Annotated in this window: 25 protein-coding genes; 16 read left to right on the forward strand and 9 right to left on the reverse strand. The window is 37.5% G+C overall.

Translation table 11 applies throughout. The annotated features are described in order from the left end of the window. Positions 1 to 6: 6 nt before the first annotated feature. On the reverse strand, positions 7 to 543 hold the full coding sequence (locus tag AACT42_RS15165) for a hypothetical protein (protein WP_094133061.1): 537 nt from the start codon (positions 541 to 543) through the stop codon (positions 7 to 9). A gap of 11 nt (positions 544 to 554) precedes the next feature. Continuing rightward, a complete protein-coding gene (locus AACT42_RS15170; protein ID WP_094133060.1) occupies positions 555 to 827 on the reverse strand; it encodes a hypothetical protein in 273 nt (90 codons plus the stop codon). A 151-nt stretch (positions 828 to 978) separates the two neighbouring features. Between AACT42_RS15170 and AACT42_RS15175 the strand changes: the two genes are divergently transcribed. The 6 genes from AACT42_RS15175 to yiaA all read left to right on the forward strand — a co-directional run bounded on the left by AACT42_RS15175 (position 979) and on the right by yiaA (position 7,233). Beyond that, positions 979 to 1,575 carry a hypothetical protein gene (locus tag AACT42_RS15175; protein ID WP_094133419.1) on the forward strand — a complete coding sequence of 199 codons (597 nt, stop codon included), beginning with the start codon at positions 979 to 981 and terminating at the stop codon, positions 1,573 to 1,575. Positions 1,576 to 1,718: 143 nt separating this feature from the next. Continuing rightward, positions 1,719 to 4,112, forward strand: a complete 2,394-nt coding sequence (locus AACT42_RS15180) for a hypothetical protein (RefSeq protein ID WP_094133420.1) — start codon at positions 1,719 to 1,721, stop codon at positions 4,110 to 4,112. Between the two features lie 448 nt (positions 4,113 to 4,560). Then, positions 4,561 to 5,091 carry a type IV toxin-antitoxin system AbiEi family antitoxin gene (gene abiEi, locus AACT42_RS15185; protein WP_094133421.1) on the forward strand — a complete coding sequence of 177 codons (531 nt, stop codon included), beginning with the start codon at positions 4,561 to 4,563 and terminating at the stop codon, positions 5,089 to 5,091. Between the two features lie 3 nt (positions 5,092 to 5,094). After that, positions 5,095 to 6,006, forward strand: coding sequence for a nucleotidyl transferase AbiEii/AbiGii toxin family protein (locus AACT42_RS15190; protein WP_094133422.1), 912 nt, complete (start codon positions 5,095 to 5,097; stop codon positions 6,004 to 6,006). A gap of 21 nt (positions 6,007 to 6,027) precedes the next feature. After that, entirely contained in the window at positions 6,028 to 6,654 is a 627-nt protein-coding gene (locus AACT42_RS15195) for a hypothetical protein (protein WP_094133423.1), read from the forward strand. Positions 6,655 to 6,777: 123 nt separating this feature from the next. Further along, complete coding sequence (yiaA, locus tag AACT42_RS15200) at positions 6,778 to 7,233, forward strand: inner membrane protein YiaA (protein ID WP_085762126.1); 456 nt, start codon at positions 6,778 to 6,780, stop codon at positions 7,231 to 7,233. Between the two features lie 45 nt (positions 7,234 to 7,278). Here yiaA and AACT42_RS15205 read toward each other — a convergent pair whose 3' ends face one another. The 4 genes from AACT42_RS15205 to AACT42_RS15220 all read right to left on the reverse strand — a co-directional run bounded on the left by AACT42_RS15205 (position 7,279) and on the right by AACT42_RS15220 (position 9,762). Continuing rightward, positions 7,279 to 8,289, reverse strand: coding sequence for a hypothetical protein (locus AACT42_RS15205; RefSeq protein ID WP_094133424.1), 1,011 nt, complete (start codon positions 8,287 to 8,289; stop codon positions 7,279 to 7,281). A 96-nt stretch (positions 8,290 to 8,385) separates the two neighbouring features. Beyond that, entirely contained in the window at positions 8,386 to 8,817 is a 432-nt protein-coding gene (locus AACT42_RS15210) for a hypothetical protein (protein ID WP_094182933.1), read from the reverse strand. Between the two features lie 74 nt (positions 8,818 to 8,891). Further along, positions 8,892 to 9,365, reverse strand: coding sequence for a hypothetical protein (locus AACT42_RS15215; RefSeq protein WP_094182934.1), 474 nt, complete (start codon positions 9,363 to 9,365; stop codon positions 8,892 to 8,894). Positions 9,366 to 9,375: 10 nt separating this feature from the next. Further along, positions 9,376 to 9,762: a hypothetical protein gene (locus AACT42_RS15220; protein ID WP_094133572.1), complete on the reverse strand. Its 387-nt coding sequence runs from the start codon at positions 9,760 to 9,762 to the stop codon at positions 9,376 to 9,378. A gap of 145 nt (positions 9,763 to 9,907) precedes the next feature. Between AACT42_RS15220 and AACT42_RS15225 the strand changes: the two genes are divergently transcribed. After that, positions 9,908 to 10,618, forward strand: coding sequence for a hypothetical protein (locus AACT42_RS15225; protein ID WP_094133571.1), 711 nt, complete (start codon positions 9,908 to 9,910; stop codon positions 10,616 to 10,618). 37 nt (positions 10,619 to 10,655) lie between these two features. Here AACT42_RS15225 and AACT42_RS15230 read toward each other — a convergent pair whose 3' ends face one another. The 3 genes from AACT42_RS15230 to AACT42_RS15240 form a co-directional block, all read right to left on the reverse strand. Continuing rightward, positions 10,656 to 10,841, reverse strand: a complete 186-nt coding sequence (locus AACT42_RS15230; RefSeq protein WP_094133570.1) for a hypothetical protein — start codon at positions 10,839 to 10,841, stop codon at positions 10,656 to 10,658. 40 nt (positions 10,842 to 10,881) lie between these two features. Then, positions 10,882 to 11,133, reverse strand: a complete 252-nt coding sequence (locus tag AACT42_RS15235; protein WP_094133569.1) for a hypothetical protein — start codon at positions 11,131 to 11,133, stop codon at positions 10,882 to 10,884. Positions 11,134 to 11,446: 313 nt separating this feature from the next. Continuing rightward, positions 11,447 to 12,103, reverse strand: coding sequence for a hypothetical protein (locus AACT42_RS15240; protein ID WP_094133568.1), 657 nt, complete (start codon positions 12,101 to 12,103; stop codon positions 11,447 to 11,449). 119 nt (positions 12,104 to 12,222) lie between these two features. Here AACT42_RS15240 and AACT42_RS15245 point away from each other — a divergent pair, with 119 nt between their 5' ends. From AACT42_RS15245 to AACT42_RS15285, 9 genes are all read left to right on the forward strand, one after another. Beyond that, positions 12,223 to 12,738, forward strand: coding sequence for a hypothetical protein (locus tag AACT42_RS15245; protein WP_094133567.1), 516 nt, complete (start codon positions 12,223 to 12,225; stop codon positions 12,736 to 12,738). Positions 12,739 to 12,799: 61 nt separating this feature from the next. Beyond that, positions 12,800 to 13,357: a hypothetical protein gene (locus tag AACT42_RS15250; protein ID WP_094133566.1), complete on the forward strand. Its 558-nt coding sequence runs from the start codon at positions 12,800 to 12,802 to the stop codon at positions 13,355 to 13,357. Between the two features lie 61 nt (positions 13,358 to 13,418). Further along, entirely contained in the window at positions 13,419 to 14,864 is a 1,446-nt protein-coding gene (locus tag AACT42_RS15255) for a hypothetical protein (protein WP_094133565.1), read from the forward strand. 14 nt (positions 14,865 to 14,878) lie between these two features. Then, positions 14,879 to 15,499, forward strand: coding sequence for a DUF262 domain-containing protein (locus tag AACT42_RS15260; protein WP_094133564.1), 621 nt, complete (start codon positions 14,879 to 14,881; stop codon positions 15,497 to 15,499). A 158-nt stretch (positions 15,500 to 15,657) separates the two neighbouring features. Continuing rightward, positions 15,658 to 16,767, forward strand: coding sequence for a hypothetical protein (locus AACT42_RS15265; RefSeq protein ID WP_094133563.1), 1,110 nt, complete (start codon positions 15,658 to 15,660; stop codon positions 16,765 to 16,767). A gap of 50 nt (positions 16,768 to 16,817) precedes the next feature. Then, on the forward strand, positions 16,818 to 17,390 hold the full coding sequence (locus AACT42_RS15270; protein WP_217899637.1) for a LemA family protein: 573 nt from the start codon (positions 16,818 to 16,820) through the stop codon (positions 17,388 to 17,390). A 98-nt stretch (positions 17,391 to 17,488) separates the two neighbouring features. After that, on the forward strand, positions 17,489 to 18,031 hold the full coding sequence (locus AACT42_RS15275; protein WP_094133562.1) for a hypothetical protein: 543 nt from the start codon (positions 17,489 to 17,491) through the stop codon (positions 18,029 to 18,031). Positions 18,032 to 18,214: 183 nt separating this feature from the next. Then, a complete protein-coding gene (locus AACT42_RS15280) occupies positions 18,215 to 18,544 on the forward strand; it encodes a hypothetical protein (RefSeq protein ID WP_094133561.1) in 330 nt (109 codons plus the stop codon). A 103-nt stretch (positions 18,545 to 18,647) separates the two neighbouring features. Further along, entirely contained in the window at positions 18,648 to 18,884 is a 237-nt protein-coding gene (locus AACT42_RS15285) for a hypothetical protein (protein ID WP_021486313.1), read from the forward strand. Positions 18,885 to 19,438: the final 554 nt, after the last annotated feature.

Here is a 19,438-nt window from a genome sequence, read left to right on the forward strand (position 1 = left end):
TGAGGCTTAAGCCTCAACAATTTTCAATAATTTCTTCTTTTCGTCTTTGAACAGTTTACATAGCTCATCATCTTCAAGCTTGAAGCCATTAACGTCTACCGCTTGCTTGATCTCATTGATGACCTGTTCAAGTTTTTCAGTCAGACCATGTAGAGCACCAAACATAGAGATATCGTTCAAAACATTTTCAGCAAGAACGTATTTCAATAGGCTTGGTTCACCAGAATCATCGCTTACAAGAGCTTTAACGATGTAATCACCCGCAGTTGATAACTGACCATAGCTAGCTGATGGGTATTGATTGTTGAAGATTACATTTTGGTCTTCGCCAGAGAAGGTGTAGCCCGTTGTTTTGTCGTTCGTGTAATCAATGGAGACTTCATGATCTTCTTTGCAGGTAAGGACGACAAACTCTGTGCTGATAAGAGGTTGGTCTAACATGCTAGTGTAAAAAAGAGTGCCGTTCGGTTTGCCATTTTTATCCAAACTGACGAACTGGTGACGCATAAACAGGTATTTCTTTCCAGGCTCGAATCGGCTCATGGTGTTTCCTTTTACTTATTTTTCGAAATGGTAATGCCAAGATAGTCGATTACGATTTCAATATCGGCATTAGAAAGTGGTTCCGAGATCTTAAATGCTCGCTTAGAACATTGTTCATCAAGGTTTAGTTTTTGGTTTAGAAGCAAAGAAACTTGAGTCTCTGTATCTGGCTCTACAGTTTTTAATTGATTAAAAATTTCATCAACTTCATGTTCTGACAACGCATTGGTGGTCAGGCAGAGTCTTGAATAGTTACGTTTAATCTTTACATTTAATGTGATCATTTTGACAAAGCCTTGTTTTTATTACTATACACTTGCAAACCCAAAAGTCAATAAATTTATTATCTGATAATTATTTACAATGATTTTTGATTTGAAGGACTCATTTTTTAATGTAAAAATATAAATAATTAAATATAGCAATGGGTTTTTAATGAATATTAAAATTTATCAAAGAGGTGGTTTCAAGGATAACCACGATGTACTCATAAATGCAACTGAGTATTTCTGCAAAATGCTTATGTCAACAAGGATGTGTAATACCTTGAATATCAGGCTTGAGATGAGATCCACAAAGCTTGGTAAGAATGGACTTGGGTCTTGTTATACTGACGCCTTAGGCAGTAAGAAAAATAAAGATTTTATAGTGATAGTTAAAAGGGACGCTCCAATTACAGATCAATTGAAAACACTTGCTCATGAGTGTGTCCATATCAATCAAAAAGCAACAAACTTGCTGCAATATAGGTTATGGAAGTCTGATGGTAAGTTCCATGCTCGATGGAATGGTGAGGAACTCGGGGTGTATGATGCGATTCCTTACCAAGACAGACCTTGGGAGATTGAAGCTTACTTTTTAGAAGATATCATGCATAAAGCATATTTCTTTAATAATAAGAACCGACCAGATTTAGAAGAGAAAATTATAAATGGGTTTAATAATGCATTGAAGTATCTAGAATCTGAACACTCAAATAACTATAGAAACATAGTTTCAAAGCAAAATAATAGTATGGGAATGACTATTTAATAATATATTTATTAGACGATTAAGTGACTCCACCACTGATCGGGCGCGGGTTTACGGCGTAGCTGCTAAGGGAGTTCATTAAACTTGCGGTTACTGAGATTATGTGTCAGTATATGACACATAATCTAAAAAGGAATGTCAGAATGCGCAATCTAAGCTATGAACAAGAAATGAATAAGCTCATTGAGGAAGTCGGTCACGTTATTGTTGGTCGTGTGATTCGAGGCGAGTTAATCAATAGACTTTACATGCTGTTTGGCATTTCTCGTACTAGCCATCTGGCATACTTAAACAACTCAGATTCTGTCCCTGATTACATCTGGAATCAGCTAGACACCTTCAATAGCCTCCCTCCATTTCAAAAGGTTAAGCTAGTATTCGAACGATGCGTTGATTTAACCGATTTACCAGCAGATAAGGCGCTGTCGCAAGTTATCAAAGGCTGGGAAATTATGACTGGCAGTCCTTTCGATTCGGCAGATAAAGTTCGATATGCTGGGCAATTTGATGTGAAAAAGGTGAATGAGAAAATTCAATCTGTCATGGCAAATGACCCAAGCTGTATTGGAGCGGGTCTTCTATTTAGCTCTTACTTTGAAACATGTAAAAACCTCATTAGCTTCGAGAGCGTAAGAAATGTCTTGAATCAAGATAGCCACCAACACAGAAATCTGGCTGGCTACACTTTAGGAACATTGTTCCTTGAGAACTCTGTGCTAGCTCATGGGATTAATCAGTTTAAAGAAAAGTGCCGAAACGTAATCGAATTCTATAAGCCTGGCGAACAAGTCAAAGATGAACTTTTTGATCGAGCATTTCACATTTATCTTCGGGCAAAACACGACTTTACCGACTTCGCAAAATACTGCGTTTCTAGAAGTGCAAAGGTTGCTTCAAACGAACAGTTTAAAATCCAAGAGCAGATCTTTGTCTTTAACAGTGTTGAACATTTGATTGAGCAGTCTTCTATGATCCCTAATGGCTTCTCATTAAGCATGATTCGCCCAGAGAGAGCGTTCGATAGCTTCTTTGTGATGATTGTGAAATCAGGTGAAGACATTCACCTGTTAACTGACAAGCCTAAATCCACAATGTTCCAGAGAGATGCTATGAGTAGTCGAAATCAGCGCTACAATCTTAGTCGCTACGAAAACTCATACTTCCCTTATGAAATGATGAACCTCCAAGTAGAAGATAACGGTCGGGTGCTCGTGGAATCAGAATCGACAGAGGTTGCTATTTCAGATTCTGGTCTAAGAGTTCTTGGTACAGTACGCTCTATGTATAGTGATAGTATTCTATGGCTGACGTTCCTAATGGAAGAGTGTCGAAACCAGCTTATTAGCAAGAAGCTGGCTTTGCCGAACTTGAGCTATGTTTCTCAGGAATCAGTATCACATGCTTTGCTTGAGATTAAATCAGGGGTATCAAACCTGCCTGTTAATTACCAGGTAAATACTTCCATTAAGGTTAAGAAATCAACCGAATTAAATAGAGATAATTTCCTGGTTAGCAACCCTCGGGCAAAACGCTTTATGCACAAAAACCATTGGATGGAAGATAAGTTCGATAAGAAAATTGATCAGGCATTGTTATATATCCCTGCTGAGCTTTCTTCCGCGAGTAACCTATTGATTGAGAATAAGCTCGGCAAGGTTTCTTTAGCTACAACCGATGCTGAAGGAAAATCTATTGAAAAAATGGGATTAAAGGCTTTGCCTAGTACATCAGTTGGTACAGCAGAGGAAATCCAAGCAGAAGCCGATTTGATCGCAAGATATAATAAATCGGTCATGATTAGCAAACTGATGAATGAGGAATTTGAAGCCAATAAGGTGAAAATGGAAAAATGGATTGCTGAGAAAATCAGTAAGAACCTCCCTACCCTTATGGACGATATTATCTCCCTTAATCATGATCGCTTTGCTATCGGGGGTGCTTATCTCAAGATGGTTGAGGATGGAACCGCTCCAGCAGGAAGGAAAAGAGAACTTGTGCGTCAAGTGCATGTTAAGAAGCACAAGGGTTATTATGACAGTAGAAGTACGCCAACTGAATTGCAAAAAGCTCTAGAGATTAGAGATAAAAACAACTACGCATACTGCTACATTACTGGTGATGAGCCAGACCTTAGCTTCTATTTGAATGTGTCCACTGTTTACGATCTCATGCTGCTAACTGGATTGTCAATCGATGAACTTCCAGTTGAATTGAGAAACTGGAACTCTCGATCAGATCAAGTAGCTGATAGAATGAGTGATTGCTATGACCCAATTGAGGCTTTAGCTAACCCTTGGGATAACTTAAAGATCTTTTTGTCTATCCCGTTATCTAAGAGTTATGTTCTTAAGAGACGTAAGGAGCTTGGCGTAAAAGGTCGGTTTGTTAAGCCTCTGAACTACTATGATTGCAATGAGGATCCAAAAGCAGAGGAATGGTATCGTTCATTGTTTAATGCTCAAGTGGCTAGAGGTGAAAATCGAGTTGCAGCAAGGCAATCATATTCTGTAAGACCAGAATTCCATTTTTATAGCTAATAACAAATAAAGGGATTTTTTCGAAAATCCCTTTTTTGATACCTAGATCACTGCATTTTATGTGCATAAACAATAGAATGCATAAATAGACCAAATAAAAAATCAAACAATAATAAAAGGATATCTAGCATGAACACTCCATTCAGCACTTAAGAAACACCACTCACTCGTTAGGCGCGTGTTTTTTTCATGTAAGCACAAACATAAGTTATCATTAAAGGTACGTTTTATTGCCTTTTTCGTAGATTTGTGTGTTTTGCTGTTCGCCAGACAAGTAATCACTAAAGATAAGAAAAGTTCCCCTTCGAGTGGACTTTGGCTCACTGCACTATTTTAACAAGTCATCGCTAAAGATAAATTCTGTTACCCTTATTGTATACTTAGCTGAGTTATGCTAGATTAAGTATACATTAAGAGGAATAATTTATACCTAAGAAGTTGACTTAAAATGAACACTCAAACAGCATTACAAAGACTATACAAATTCGACGCTAAAGGTATTTATGTTTATACCAAGCGCGACCTTCGACGTGTCTTTTTCGATGATGCTGACGAAGCCTTCAAAAAAGGTCTATCACGTTTAGTAAAGTCAGGTATCCTCGAATCAGCTTGCAAAGGTATTTATGTCTTCGCCTATAGTAAAAATAAAGGCGCGAACACAATTGAATTAGTAGCTGGGGCGTTAAGAAGGGGTGAATACAATTACATCTCTCTTGAATCAGCACTATCGGAATATGGACTTATTTCGCAAATTCCAATTTCTACACTAACTGTTATGACTACTGGGCGCAGTGGGCGGTTTAAAACTTTGTATGGAATCATTGAATTCACAAAGACAAAGAGAGACGCGCTTGATATACTGAATAGTACAAATAAAACCGATAGACACTTAAGATTCGCAAAGAAAGAAGCAGCATTGCGTGATTTAAAACGCGTGGGTAGAAATACTCATATGCTGGTCGATGCGGAGGATGAATAAAAAATGAATAATAGTAAATTTAGTGATTTGGCTAAGGTAGCAATGGCTAACCCTAACCTAAAAAATATGAGACCAGTCGTTGAGAAAGAATTGCTTCACTACGATATTTTATATGCTCTTGAGAAAGAAGGTTTCCTGGATGCATTAGTGTTTCAAGGTGGTACATCACTACGTCTTTGTCATGGTGGAAATCGATTTAGTGAAGATTTAGATTTTGCTGGTGGTAAAGACTTTACCAGTCAGCATTTGCGTCCAATCAAAGAGTGTATCGAAGATTACATCTGCTCACGCTATAGCGTTGATGTTGCTGTGAAACAGCCAAAAGAACTGCGATATCAGCCTGCATACAACGAAATCAAAGTTGATAAATGGCAGATTGCAGTGACGACTTCTCCATCTCAAAAAGATATGCCTAAGCAGAAAATAAAGCTTGAGATTGCGAATATTCCTGCATACACATCTGAGCCATCAGCTTTGAATATTAACTACGATTTCTTGAAAGAGTACGAAAACACAATCATTATTACTGAAACTCTTGAAGAAATTATGGCTGATAAGCTTGTCTCGTTGCCAGCTTGCCAGAAGTATGTTCGTTTTCGTGATATCTGGGATTTAGCATGGTTGCAGCAACAAGGTGCTCAAATTAACCCTGAACTCATCGAGAAGAAGCTTAATGATTACAAAATTCAGAACTATGATCAGCTTCTAACTAGCGCAGTTCAACGACTTCCATCTATGGTTAATGATAAGAAGTTTCTAACCGAGATGCAGCGATTTATCCCTGCGGACGTATTAGAAAGAACGCTTGAGAAAGATAAGTTCAATCTTTACCTTCAATCGGCACTAGGTGGAATGTTCAAAGAGGTGAACAACGAGCTATACGGCAAGAAGCAATCATTCGAATTTAATATGTAAAATTTGTTAGGAAAATTATAAATGAATTCTGAAATCACTGTTGATAAAAAGATCAGAGAGCTTAAGGAAGGAGCTTCTTTGAAAAATAAGTTTTATTTGTTCGATAATAAAAATGGAATGCTAAAGAAAATTGCTTTATCTAAAATGGAAGCTTGTGACTTATCAACATACAAAGATCTAATCAACAATACTGAATGCGAAGTTATTTCATGTAGCTGCCTAGTAAAAAATGGAAAAGTGGTAGCTATTTATGATGCGAATGTATATCACCTTACCATGAATTCAGATTTTACATTTAATTTTGAAAACTCGTTGATTTCAAACGCTAGCAAGAAATATGTCAAGCTGCTAGTTGAAAAAGAGTTTGTCGATTCTGACTATGCTTACATTCTAACAAATCTCGCCTCTAAACTTGGTTTAGTTCGTGAGATTAAGATGGATAATATTCAAAGCCTTATTCCTAGCTGCTCTGTTGAATATGAGAAACTAACAGTTACTCAGCATATGCTAAACAAAGAAAGCAGTGATGATAAAGAAAGAAAGCATTATCAATCAGCTTTAGAAATGTATAACCGAGAGGTAGCTTTGGGTTTAAAAGTTGATAAAGCTGTCCATTCTCAGTTAAAGGATACATGCGCAAAGATGTGAACGGCATGACTTAGAAAATAGATTAACTCAATAACGCCCTATATTGTTCTCAGTATAGGGATTTTTGTTGTTATTGATATTCGCTCCTGATAGTATGTTATTAAATTGATAAAGGAAATAATCATGGATAAGTCATTGGCACCTACCAGACCATATGTATTAACAGCATTGGTTGCTTTGGGTATAGGAGTATTCACCTATTTGATCGGATTGATAAATGCAAACCTTCAATTCAATGAGAAAGGGTATTACTTTGTGGTTTTGGTATTTGGTTTATTTAGCGTTATCACGCTTCAAAAAACCATTCGAGATGAATCCGAAGGTTTAAAAGTTACTTCGGCATATAAGAATCTGAACATATTCTGTGTAATTATTGCTTGCGCTTTAATGTTCATCGGTCTTTACAATGTGGATACACTTCTTCTAAATGAGAAGGGATTTTTTGGTATTGCGTTTGTCATGAGCTTGTTTAGCTCAATCGTAGTGCAAAAGAATGTTCGAGATCTCGAATACTTTAAGAGTAATTCTAAATCAGAGAGTAAAAGTAATTTTGATGCTCCTGAGGATGAGCAGAAATAGGTTAGAAATGAATGTTAAAACACCCCATAAGAATGGGGTGTTTTTTTATATTGATGGAGAGTTATCCATGTATTGCTCATAGTCTCTTCCGTAGTATCGCTTGTATCCAATCATAGAAGTAGCAAGAATATTATTGTACTCTTTAACCATTCTACTAACTGGCTCTATAGATGGGTGTTTGTCAGAGAGCTGGTTCATTGCTTTTGCTACCGCGAAAGCGTCACTTGATTCAGGCTTTGGAATGTCGCTGGAAATCCTGATATTCAAACCTGAAAGCTCTTTAAGTGATAGCAGCTTAGCATCACTTTCCAATCCATGCTCAACAATGCCTGTAATGTATCCCATGCTTGAATAGTCCTCGTTCTTACCTTTTAGGTCAACCAGGAGTGTTGCGAAAACATCACTGCCATAAAAGATTCGGGATTGTCCGTTTGAATAGCTACCACTGGTTTGTAGGTTATTCAGAGAGCTTCTTAATGGTAAATTGTGTTCAAGGAGAATATTCCCCCATGAGGCAACGGATAGCGCCCCCTTTGCAATCTCAGATAAATCTTCCGAACTTTGGGCGTAATCAGGTTGAGACTTAACAGAGAACTTTACTATTTCGTGTAAAAAGTTATGTAGCGCCTTATTCTGGTCGCTTTCACAATCTAGCCCGTGAATAATATCAAAGAATTTCGCATGTAATCCAGATGCGGTCAAATGGTTGATATCTGGCACAACTGAATTCAGCTTATGGATATTATGAACAATGTTTTCTCTCAACTCTTTCTGTTTATCAATATCACGTTGATTTACACGATCTTCATAAGTTGAAATATTGGATTCAATGTTGTCGTTGACGATGTAGGTAAAAAGAGCTTTCTCATGCTCTAATCTGCCATCAGGTGTATTTATATCGGCATCTGTGAGATTCAGATCTTTGAACAATTGTTCGATAGAGTTTGCAAAGTCACGCTCATGTGGGTTTGTACTCTGATTGTGATTTTGTTGAATGTGAGACAGTGTTTTTACTGTTTCTAAGATTAGCTTAGTGCTTTTTAATGGTGTAGACATAATAAAACCTTTTCTTTTTATTATATCCGAATATTTAATTAATTAATATAAACCGCCCATTCGATGAGGGCGGTTTCTGATATAAATAATGACTAATTAGCCAATATTTAGCTCTTTTTTCATTCGAATGTAGTAGCGCTCAGTCAGATCCCAGATTTCTCGGAATACAGTGTTGCAGTACTCACCATCATTGAACAAGGTTACTAGGTCGTAAGCTTCGCCACGTAATGACTGAATCTGAGAAACAATCGATTGGAACTCATGATCGTTAGCTGTCAGCATTACTTCTTCACGAATATGAGCCATTTCAAGCGCCAGCTTATGATTTCGAAGCTCAAGCAGAAGATTACTTAATGCGACCCAAAATGCGCGTTGGCTACTGTAGCTTTTACATGCAGACTTGTAGTCTTTTTCTTTCAAAATGAGGATAAGAGTTTGCGCAAGGGGGCTGGTTTTACTTGCAGGGATTTTCTCTTTCTTCATTTTTGCAAATCGGTTGTAGCTATCGATTTTTTTATGGTTGTCCATTCTTTATGCCTTATTCAAGTTTTTAATTATTATCTATACATGAATTAATTAGTCAATTAAAAAATAACTGGAAATCAGTATTGGAGGTTTTTTGTGTAATCCTTAAACAGATCTAGATTGTCTCCAATTAACGCCACACCGAAATATGTTGGGAATGCGTTGGAGAAAGTTTCAACTAGCTTACCCTCTGAATCGGTCAACCAAGAATGCGGGAACCAATCACCCCCACTACCATCAGGATAAGCAACTTGTGCAAATCCAGTGAAAATGGTGTCACCCTCTCCTGCTTCTTGAAGCACATTTGAATGGCAGTTTCCTAATGGGAGATCACATACAATCACAGATTCATTTGGACGGACTTTGAATACCTTGGCATCGCTGCCAAGGAGTAAGTCAATGAATATGTCTTCTTGCTCACCATAGTGGTTCTCTGTGTCCATTCCATCCTTATCAGGGATAATGGCAAAATCAGGCTCGCAACCTTTTTCAAAAGAAGCGGATTTATTCATTAACTGTAATAGCTGATGCATTTTTGGATGTGTGGACATAAGTTAAACCCTACGCGGCTGGCATCATGCAAACATGAGATTCTTCGAATTTAATTTCTGCAACCACAGCAAGTAAAGAATTCTGATCATCATCATAATCTGAAATGTCTACCCCTTGGTTTTCTGCATAATCAGCGATATCGTCTTCACCGATATAGAATGTCTCTTTAACGAGAGAATCAACCAATTCCTCAACAGATTCTGGTGATTTGTTGACAGTTGGTTTTCCGTTAGACTCAATCATGTGCTCAGAATAGTCCACTTGAGCTACAGTAACCTCACCAGTCTCTTTATCAAGGATTGTGAACTGTAGGCAGTCTGGATCTGATAAAGTCCAGCCTTGCTCAAGCATTTGATTAACGAAAGACTCAATGATGTTTGAAGTTGTTTTGTTCATGGTGGTTTCTCCTTTTATTTGTTCTTATTATACATATACTGCAATCACGGTCAACAATATTTTAATTATTTAATAATTATAAAAAAATTGACTCCACCTCATGATGTTATATAATTGAAACGCTTATAGAAAAAAGGAAATCACCATGTCATACACCGCTAAATACAAAACACCAGGGATGTTAAAGTCACGCATCCAAATTAGCTCATCTAAGCTACATATGAGTTTAAGAGGTAATGTGTATCCTTTCGAAAATAAATTTCACAGCGTGAGCTTCTCAGTAGATGTTCAGCACCCAACAAAAGACCGCGTTTCTGTAATGGGTATCGGTCATGGCGGTTGTTCATTTACGGGCAGTCAAGCGGTGATGATTGCAAAAGCCACACAGGAAGCCTTGTTTGAAGCACAGCGCTTGTCTGCCATTGTTGATGAGTTTATTTCTGAACCGACAGTAGCAGCCAAAACAATCACCAAACTGCTTGATGAAAATGAAGTGGATGAAGCAAATAAATTGCTGTGTCTAACGCCTGATATTATCTCTAACAACCTAGAAAAATCGAGCATTAACAAAAATATTGACCCGTCAAAGAGTGGTGTAAATATTTTTGAGTTTATTGTTCGTTCTGATGGTTTTGAAACAATTATTCATGCATTGGAAGCTGAAATTCAAAACGTAGACAATGATGGTGACGATTTTGAGCCTGAGGTTGATTTTGCTTTCTCTCTCATTGAAAAAGCAGGTCACGGTAGCTTACCAGGTAATGATTTTGAAGAGCGCTTAACTGCTCTAATCAATATCTTCACTATCGTTAGAGGCGGTAAAAATCTTGCTGATGCAATTAAGCAAGTGAAATAGCTTAAAGAAAAACAAGTCCCAATCGGGGCTTGTCTGTTTATTGTTCCGTAGTGCGCTTTCTAGCTGCCAGTCTATCCTTTAATTGACCGCTAGAAATTGTGCGACCTTCTTTGATATCTTTTTGAGCAAACCCTGCAAGAGTTTTTAATGCTTTAGCTTCCGCTTCTCTGTTTGCCTTTTCATTTGCATTTTCATGTTCAGGTTCAGGTTCAGGACGAGCCATAAAGAACCTCAATTGTTTTTGACAGGCTTGCCTGTCTTTTTTATTTAAATACGAAGATTGGCGCTCCACCACTTCGGTTGGTAGTTTCAATGTGTACTATTTCATTTGCTTTAACAATAATGTTCTTCGTATCTTGGCTGATTCCGAAAAACTGGATCTCATCTTTTGTTTTGCTGAGGATTACAAGATCTAAATTATCACTAACTTTAGGCTTTATCGAAGAATTATATGTGATGTTAAGTATTCCACCTTTACCTTTTGTCATAGTGAAATATTTTATTTTAATGACCATTTCATATGCTCTTTTAATGATTTTACTGTATAGCATATATGAACATCAGTCCGCATTCTATTTAATAGAATAAATAAAACCGCCTCAACTAAGAGGCGGTTTTCTATACGTGTTTTAACACCAAAAAGATATCTTGATTTCGCTTGTGGCGATATGTTCTATCATGAATGTGAGGATCGTGCTTTTTTAGATGAACAGCGCCTGTACCAACAAGTAAATTAATAATCAGTAATTTGATTTTGATAAATTTACGAGCTTTTTTCATTTGTTTATTTTTCCTCACATTAAATAGTAGTTTGATGTTTTGTTAAAATTATACGATTTCGCTTAATTCAATAGAACCTTGTGCGATTACTGTTTCTGAGTTTTCTTTTAGGATTAAGAAATCTACTTTTTCATTTTTGTTTACATGTTGAAGCTCATTAAGTCTTTTAGCCATATCCAGAAGGTTTGCTTCCGAAAACTTAATTTCTTCGATGTGAACTTGTTCATTGCTTTGAGAATAATGAACATTTACTAGGGCATACTTTGCTGGTAAGTTCAGCGGCAATTGTTTCCAACTGATACATTTTTCAGTTTCAGCAAATGCTTCAAATTCATAGAATAAAGCTTCGTACTCTTCTTCTAGGCTTTCGAATTCAATACGATTAAGAATGATTTTTACAGTGGTTGAGTCAGCATTTTGAATTACGGAATAGTCGAGTACTTCTTTTAGTTCTTGATCACTTAGATTGTCGATGATGTGATCACCATTCATAACGTACTCAGGCGTGTGGTGCTTCGAATGTGGTGACATTAAGCGAAAGAATCCTGAGCCGCCTAGATCATCAAAATGTACATCTTGAATGGTATTCACTGCCGTTTCGACAGTGTGCAATCCTGGTAGAACAAGCTCGACTGCAAATAAAAGCTCAAGCTTATCTGAAACAAAACAAAGTTCTTGGTCAAGTTGGTTGGTGGTGTTATTCATGGTGTGTTTTCCTTCTTTCTTGTTTATGTGTCCATTATATGTATTTCTGATCATTAGTCAATAATCATTTACTTTCGTACTCAGTTATATATAATGAAGAAAAACACAAGGAGTACACCATGAAAACTAATACTACTGATAAAACTACACCATCATGCCACCGCTGCGGCACAGAACTGAGAAGTGACGGGTACTGCATTGATGTTACTTGTCCGCATTCTGATTGGCCTCAAGATATTGATCTTTCACGAATGGATGGTAGCGACCCTGCATACGCTAGTGAAAATCAATACAAAAGACGTATTGAGGTTCAGGCTGTCTGCTATAGTGACGATCAGCAAAAAAGAGTTGAGTTTGATGCAGCTCCTTACTTCCACGAACAACTGATTAATGGTCGTCTTGAAAAGGTCATTCAGTCGCTTATCGATATCGAATTCGGGGGAGACTATGATTCAGACAATGTTTGTGAATTCTTCAGCGCATCACAGACTAAGCCTCTATTTGATTATCTGGATGTGGTCAATCGAGGACGACCTCAATTTGATGGTATTGTTGGATTTGAATGCCATGTTGATGAGGTTGATGTTAAGCAATGGCTTTATTCTTTTTCTCCTGAAACCCTAAGTCTATTTTAATTAATTAATTGACCTATACTATTAACAGTGTATAATTAAGATAATGATTAAGGGGAAACTTATGTCTATTGAATTTAATTCAATTACTGTAAAAGAACTTTTTGATGAAGCAAATTCAGCATTTTCAGAAAATGAAATGTTTGGAGAGATTAACTCAGAAGTTCCTAGCAACCCTCGTGTATTCGGTGGTTGCAGTTACGGTGATCGACAGCAAACATGGCAAGCAATGCCTATCACAGGTGTTTCCGTTGTATCCATTGATACAACAGGGTATTCAGCATCAGGCTTCAAAGTGGCAAGTGTTGAAACAGACTTTGAGAAGGTTGTTCTGCTAAACGAAGATATGTCGTGTGATATCGATGATGCATTTCTTCTTTCTGAGCTGCTAATCGAGCTTGAGAAGCTGATTGAAAGCGGTAAGGGCGACCTTAAGGTGGCTTACTGTAGTGATTATGGAGATCACATTAATACAGCTCAAATTCATGGTGTGTTTATCGAATCTATTGGTGAGGCTCAGATGAGTGAATCAGCTTACTCTGATTCTGGCTGGGCGATTATCACAGACCATGAAGAAGACCATGATGATAAAGACCTAATGAGTGTTTACACTCTAGGCTAAGATGAAAGTGACTGGCTTCAAGTTGGGGTCAGTCATTTTTAATTAATTAATGAGAAACGTAATGAATTATAATGAGCTTTATGAAATGTTCGATGTTGAACACGAACATTTCTTACATTTAAAAGATGGTCTGTCAAAAAACATTCGCAATTTCGAAATGATTGAAACCTCTGAAAAAGATCGTCTTACTCGAATTTCAGAAAGTGTTACCAATCGAATTCTAAAGGAATTCCCAGATCTTGATGGTTTAGAATTTCTAAAAGCTATTTCTGAAAAGTTCGGTGTAAACACCAAACCAGAAATTATGCATTTTGAAAAGTTAAGCATCAATTTAAAGACCAGTGAAAAAAAACTAGAGACCCAATTAAGTTTGTTATCAAAGGTAAATGAGGAACTCGCTGAGGCTAAGAAAAACTCAAAAGAATTAAATCAGTCTTCTCGATCTTTGTTAGCCGCTAACCTAAATAGCTTATCAATGGTGCTACGATTGTACAATTCATTGATGGAAGATTATTCTCCATCGACTAAAGATTTTGTTAAACAATCTGAGATTGGATTTTTTGATAAGGCATTTAAAACTAAGAAGTTTTTAATTTCACCGACACTATTTCACATTGATTGTATTCTTGCTGCTATGGGATCGGTAGATGTCGATTTTTATACCGACCCAGAAGGGTCTGCTGAAAAAGTAGCTCAATTATTTGACGAAAATGAAGCGAAAATTATCGAGTACAACCAATTACAGAATGATCTTGACCAAGCTATTGTAAGAGCTGACGAGCAAGAGGGTTTGGTATCTCGTGTTAAGTTGTCTATTGATGGTATCAAATACAATATGGGTAATGAGTGCTTAGTCCATTCGCTTCTTGAACGTATTGTGGAAACTAACGAAGAAAAGGACTTATTCGAGGCGTTATCTGAGAAGCATCTTTTCAAGCGTTTAAGGTCATATAGAAACAAGCTGAATCTCATTGAAAAGGTCATTTCATCACTGAAACTTCAGTTATCTAACATTGACTTGATTCTGAATGAATTGAGTGAGCCATTAGAAAAGCTTAACAAAGCCAAATCACGCGTGGGAAGAGAACCAGTTGATTTTGATGAAAAGGCATTTTCATCTCAAATGGATCAGGCTAAAAAGGTATTTGATTCAGTAAATAAATGGTCATTTCAAGAACAAAGCCGATTACGTAACAATCACTACGACTTTAGTACTGATGCAGGTATGAACTTTGTTCTATTGATGATGATTAACGATATTGGTTCAGACAATGTTCCAGCATTGCTTTTCAAAGATGATATTCAGGGTTTAGATGCTGGCTCTATGGGAGTCGATATGGGTAATCTGAATGTGGACATTCCAAATCTTGAAGCTGCCATGAACTCTATTTTAGATACTTCAATTTTTGATGTTTCAAGTATTTCTATCCCAGATGTTTCGGCTCCTGCTTTTGATTCATCACCTGTTTCAGTTGATTCTTCAGCCAGTGTTGATTGTTCATTTTAAAGAAGATAGATTTTATGGATGATAAATTTTCAAAATTTCACCATGTTCTAAAGAATAATCCGTTCACTTACCCTGCTTATAGCTGCGGTACTGAATTGGAAAACTCTCTATACATGATCGCCAGATTTTGTGACAGGGACTCTCATATTAAGCTCCGAGAAAAGAGCCTTGATGAGCTTCACCCTGATGTTATTAAATCAAATATCGCCTCCGTTGCTGCGCACGTACCGCCTTTTCAAAGAGATAATGATAAGTGGTCTTGTGAAATGCAACATAGCTATATCTTAAACATACTCAAAGGTTACAAAGGCTCCCCTATTTGCCTGTACACTTTGGATGATACAAAGACAAACTGTTTTGTTCTTGATGGTTTACAGCGTATCACCGCAATCTCGCGATTTTTGAGTGACCAGGATATGAAGTTCTGCATTCAAGGTGAGACAATTACAGCTAGTGAGCTTTTAGAAAGTGATCTGCGGAATAGAGTGCTTTCTGTATGTCCTTTTGACATCAAGATTTATCAATTTAAGGATGAGATTGAAGCTGTAGATTTTTATATTGAATTTAATAAAAATATCACACACGGCAAGGACGACATCCGAAGAGCTGAGCAATATCGCAAAGCAATACTTTGACACCGATGTAAGAAAACAAGCCTGTTCATTCAGGCTTTTTTATTTATCAAATAAAACATTAAATTTTGCTTGACTGAATCGCACCAAAATGTATTATGAGAAACATCAAATGGATTTAGTGTTCAATACATGAATGAACTAAAATAAAAGAGATTTTTATGAGCATCATCTTCTATAAAGTCTTTATGGCTTCATTGCCATTATTCATTGTTGTCGCTTTTGCAGTGGCACTAGGCAAGTACAAATTCAAGCATGAGATTACTAAAGGAGAAATTGCTCTTAATGCTGTTATCTCTTCAATCGTGGTTGTTGTTACTCTAGGTGCAATCACACTATACGGGATTTCAGAAACTGAGATTCTTAATGGTGAAGTAACTGCAAAGAAACGAAATACAGTGTCATGTGAACACTCTTATGAAGTATGTAAAAAGACTTCTGACGGTGAAAAGTGTGAAACGAAGTACGAACATAGTTGGGATTACGATTGGGACGTTTACACTACTGTTGGAACTCTGACAATTGATCGTGAAGATTCTCAGGGCGTAATCGAGCCTAAGCGCTTCAAAAAAGTGGTTATTGGTGAGCCTGCTAGTATTAACCACACTTATTTGAACTATGTAAAGGCAAACACAATCTCGTTATTTGGTTACTCCGAGGAACAAGCTAAACAGTACCAAGAATTTGTACCTAAATATCCTACAATCTATGATTACTACCGTGTGAACCGAGTTTTACACACAAACCCGAGTCTAACGTACTCATTGACTAGTGGGTGGAACGAAAAGTTGAATAACGAGTTCCGAACTTTAGGTGGAAAGCTGCAAGCTAACATGGTGATTGTGGTGACGGATCAACCAGCATCATTTTTCGAATCACTGATTCATAACTGGGAAGGTGGGCGAAAAAATGACATTCTTATTGTCATGGGTGTCAAAGATGGAAAAGTGGTTTGGTCTAGATCTTCAACTTTCATGAATGGCATGGGTAACGGAGTCTTACTTGCTAAGTTACGTCAAGCAACGCTAGGCTATGACCTAAAAGTTGATTCGGATAAGGTGCTTAACAGTATTCTAGATGTAACAAAGAACAACTTTTCTCGCCATGCGATGGAAAACGAGATTTACCAATTGGCAGCTTTACCTATTAGTTGGACAAGTATCTTTATCGCAATCCTTGTCAGCATGATCTGTAGCGCATTTCTATCGTTCAAATTATCACGAAACCAAAATCGTGAAAGAGTGAATGGACTTAATAACGGCTGGCGATAAGCAGAGTCAACCAGTAAACCAAAATCAAACAAATAGTTTAAGAGAGTATCATGAGTAAAATTAAATTCGTAAAAGGTAGTGCTACAATGGTTCTGGTATTTATTCTAGGGCTGATTGTTCTATCTGTTGTTGGTGGCATTGCATCATTTGCTTCGTACAATAATACAGCAGTCACAATGGAAGAAAATATTGTCAAGCTAGATAAGTCTAGTGAGTCACTGTTGAGTAATGGTGCAATGACAATTCTTGAAAAGGCCAAGGTTAAAGATTCTTACGCGGAAGACTTTACGGAACAACTTCGCGTCTCTATCGGTAGCCGTAGTGCTAATGAGCAAGGATTGGCAATGAAGTGGATTAAAGAGCATAACCCTTCAATGAATGATCAGCTATACCTTGATTTATCGGCATACATCGAGGGAATGCGTCGAGATTTCCATGTTAAACGCGATAGTCTTCAGGATGCTTGTTCAACCTATAAGATCGAGTTGCGCTCATTTCCTGGTAAAATTGCGTACAACTTATTCGGTTTTCCGAATATTGACCTAAACGATAAGTGTAAGGTTATCTCAGATAAGAATACTAGCGAAGCATTTGATACTGGTATTCAGAAATCAATTCTTTAACAAGTATTTCTTTAAAAAGGCTCCTTACGGAGCCTTTTTTTATGTTCAGAATAGATATATTATTTGCAATATTTGAGATTCCATAGGGCTGTTGATTCATGACTAAAGATGAACGTTTTGAGGCATGTTTAGCCTACTACAAGGCTAATCAGCCACCAGCGCATATACTGGAGCAGTATAAGGAATCCCTTGATGACTGGGCTATCAAGGTGCCTTTGTACTGTGCAGAGTCAGAAACAATGAGCGGATTACATCAGTTGTTTGCCACAACAGCAATTGCCTTCGATTTATCTATGAATACAATGGATGGTTTTTCTGAGCGGTTCTGCATTCCTGATGAGGTTACTGCTTTCGAAGAACTCATCAGATGGCATCAGAGAGGCTTTAACGACCAAAGACCTCAATACTGGGTTGCAGTTAGAAAGATTGGCTCTAAAAAGCAGTTTAAGGAGTCCTATGAGAGATATTATCGGGAAGGGTATGGTAGTGAATTACTTCCTTACGCAAAGAATGAAGATGGAAGCTTGTTCCACAGTGCGATAGTTTCAAGATGGGAAACCATCCAGGAAGACCTTGGATATGATAGGGACATGATAAATCATCTTGCAAGTTACCTTCTCTTCATTGGAGATGTTAACTAAAAATGAACTTCAAACGCCATCTCTGAGATGGCGTTTTTTTACCACCTCATAAGTGCAAAATTCTAAGGTAATATATTTAACTAGAAAATTTTGCACTTTTTCCTCTCACTGCAAATCATGGCATTGACCTAAAACCGAATTAATGTATAATAATAAACATAAATAATTAAAGAGTTTCTTTTTATGATCGCTGCCCTACCAACTGTACTAAAAAACAACAGTTCAGTAACTGGGTATCCTCGTTTTTATCATTGTCATGCTGTTAAGGCTACATTTAAAGCCAACAATGAGGCTGAGGCATTTAACGCAATTGAAATGGGTGCTGTTGAGGTTACTCAATTGTTGTATAAGAGTCTAAAGCATACATATTCAGTTGAAAGCGAAGTTAATACGGTTGTTAAGCTAAAAAGTAAAAATAATCGTGATGAAACTAAAGCAAATTGTGGTCTACTCGATACCCTATCTCGCCTTAACAGTATCTGGAGTGATAGTAATCGGACAACAGTTGTTTAAAGCGAGCAAAAAAGAAGCATCTGGAAAATTATTTGCAATTTATTATTGACTTCAAAATAATGTTTTAGTATAAATATACACAACGAAGCGGAGATGCCCAGTTATGAGTACAACAGTCAAATTCGTTAAGCCAGAACATGAAGAGATTCTTCGTGAGTATCTAGATAAAAGCAATGTAGCCCTGGTCTTTGGTAAGGAGTTACAAGAGAAGCTGGAGAGTAAAGATATTGAAGATGGCGAAGAGGTTGATTACGACCCTTCAATGAGTTCTGATGTTATTGTTGAGGTTGTTACAACAACTGAGCATCCTGTAATGATTTCGGCGCTTAGCGAAATTTAATATTGACTTTTGTTTTGAGGTGTGTATAATAGGAAAAATGGGATGACCCAGATTATTCACATCGCAAGCGATGATTATCGATTAATTTGAATGGCCGCTCTTTTCGATTATGTTGGATAGAGAAGTGTGTATGGACTGGATCGTAAATCCAGATGACGCAGGACAGGGTCGCGAACCGACACTGTTGTTACCCCTCAGTAGTTTCTGGTTAGGCTGAGAAGGCGTACATACGGAACCAGACGGTCATTCAAATTGATTTATAGGTGCTGGGACGGATGTCCAAGCAGGCTAACAAAATGGTATGGTGCCTTATGGTGGCGATAGCCACCACCCCTTAGGGGGAAGGACAAGAACACATGGCGTGTGACTCAAAGGGTGCCGAAAGGCACCCGCCCTTAGGGGTTATCGCCAAGAACACTATGGTGGTGTGGTTCCTTAGGGGGTCGAAAGACTCCCAGCTCTTTGAACCAGACAACCAACAACAATCATGGTGCGTTTAGGTGGCGAAAGCCACCTGCCCTTCGGGGTTGCACAAGAACACTATGGTGGTGTGG

Source organism: Vibrio sp. V15_P4S5T153 (assembly GCF_963874485.1).
Taxonomy (GTDB): domain Bacteria; phylum Pseudomonadota; class Gammaproteobacteria; order Enterobacterales; family Vibrionaceae; genus Vibrio; species Vibrio anguillarum.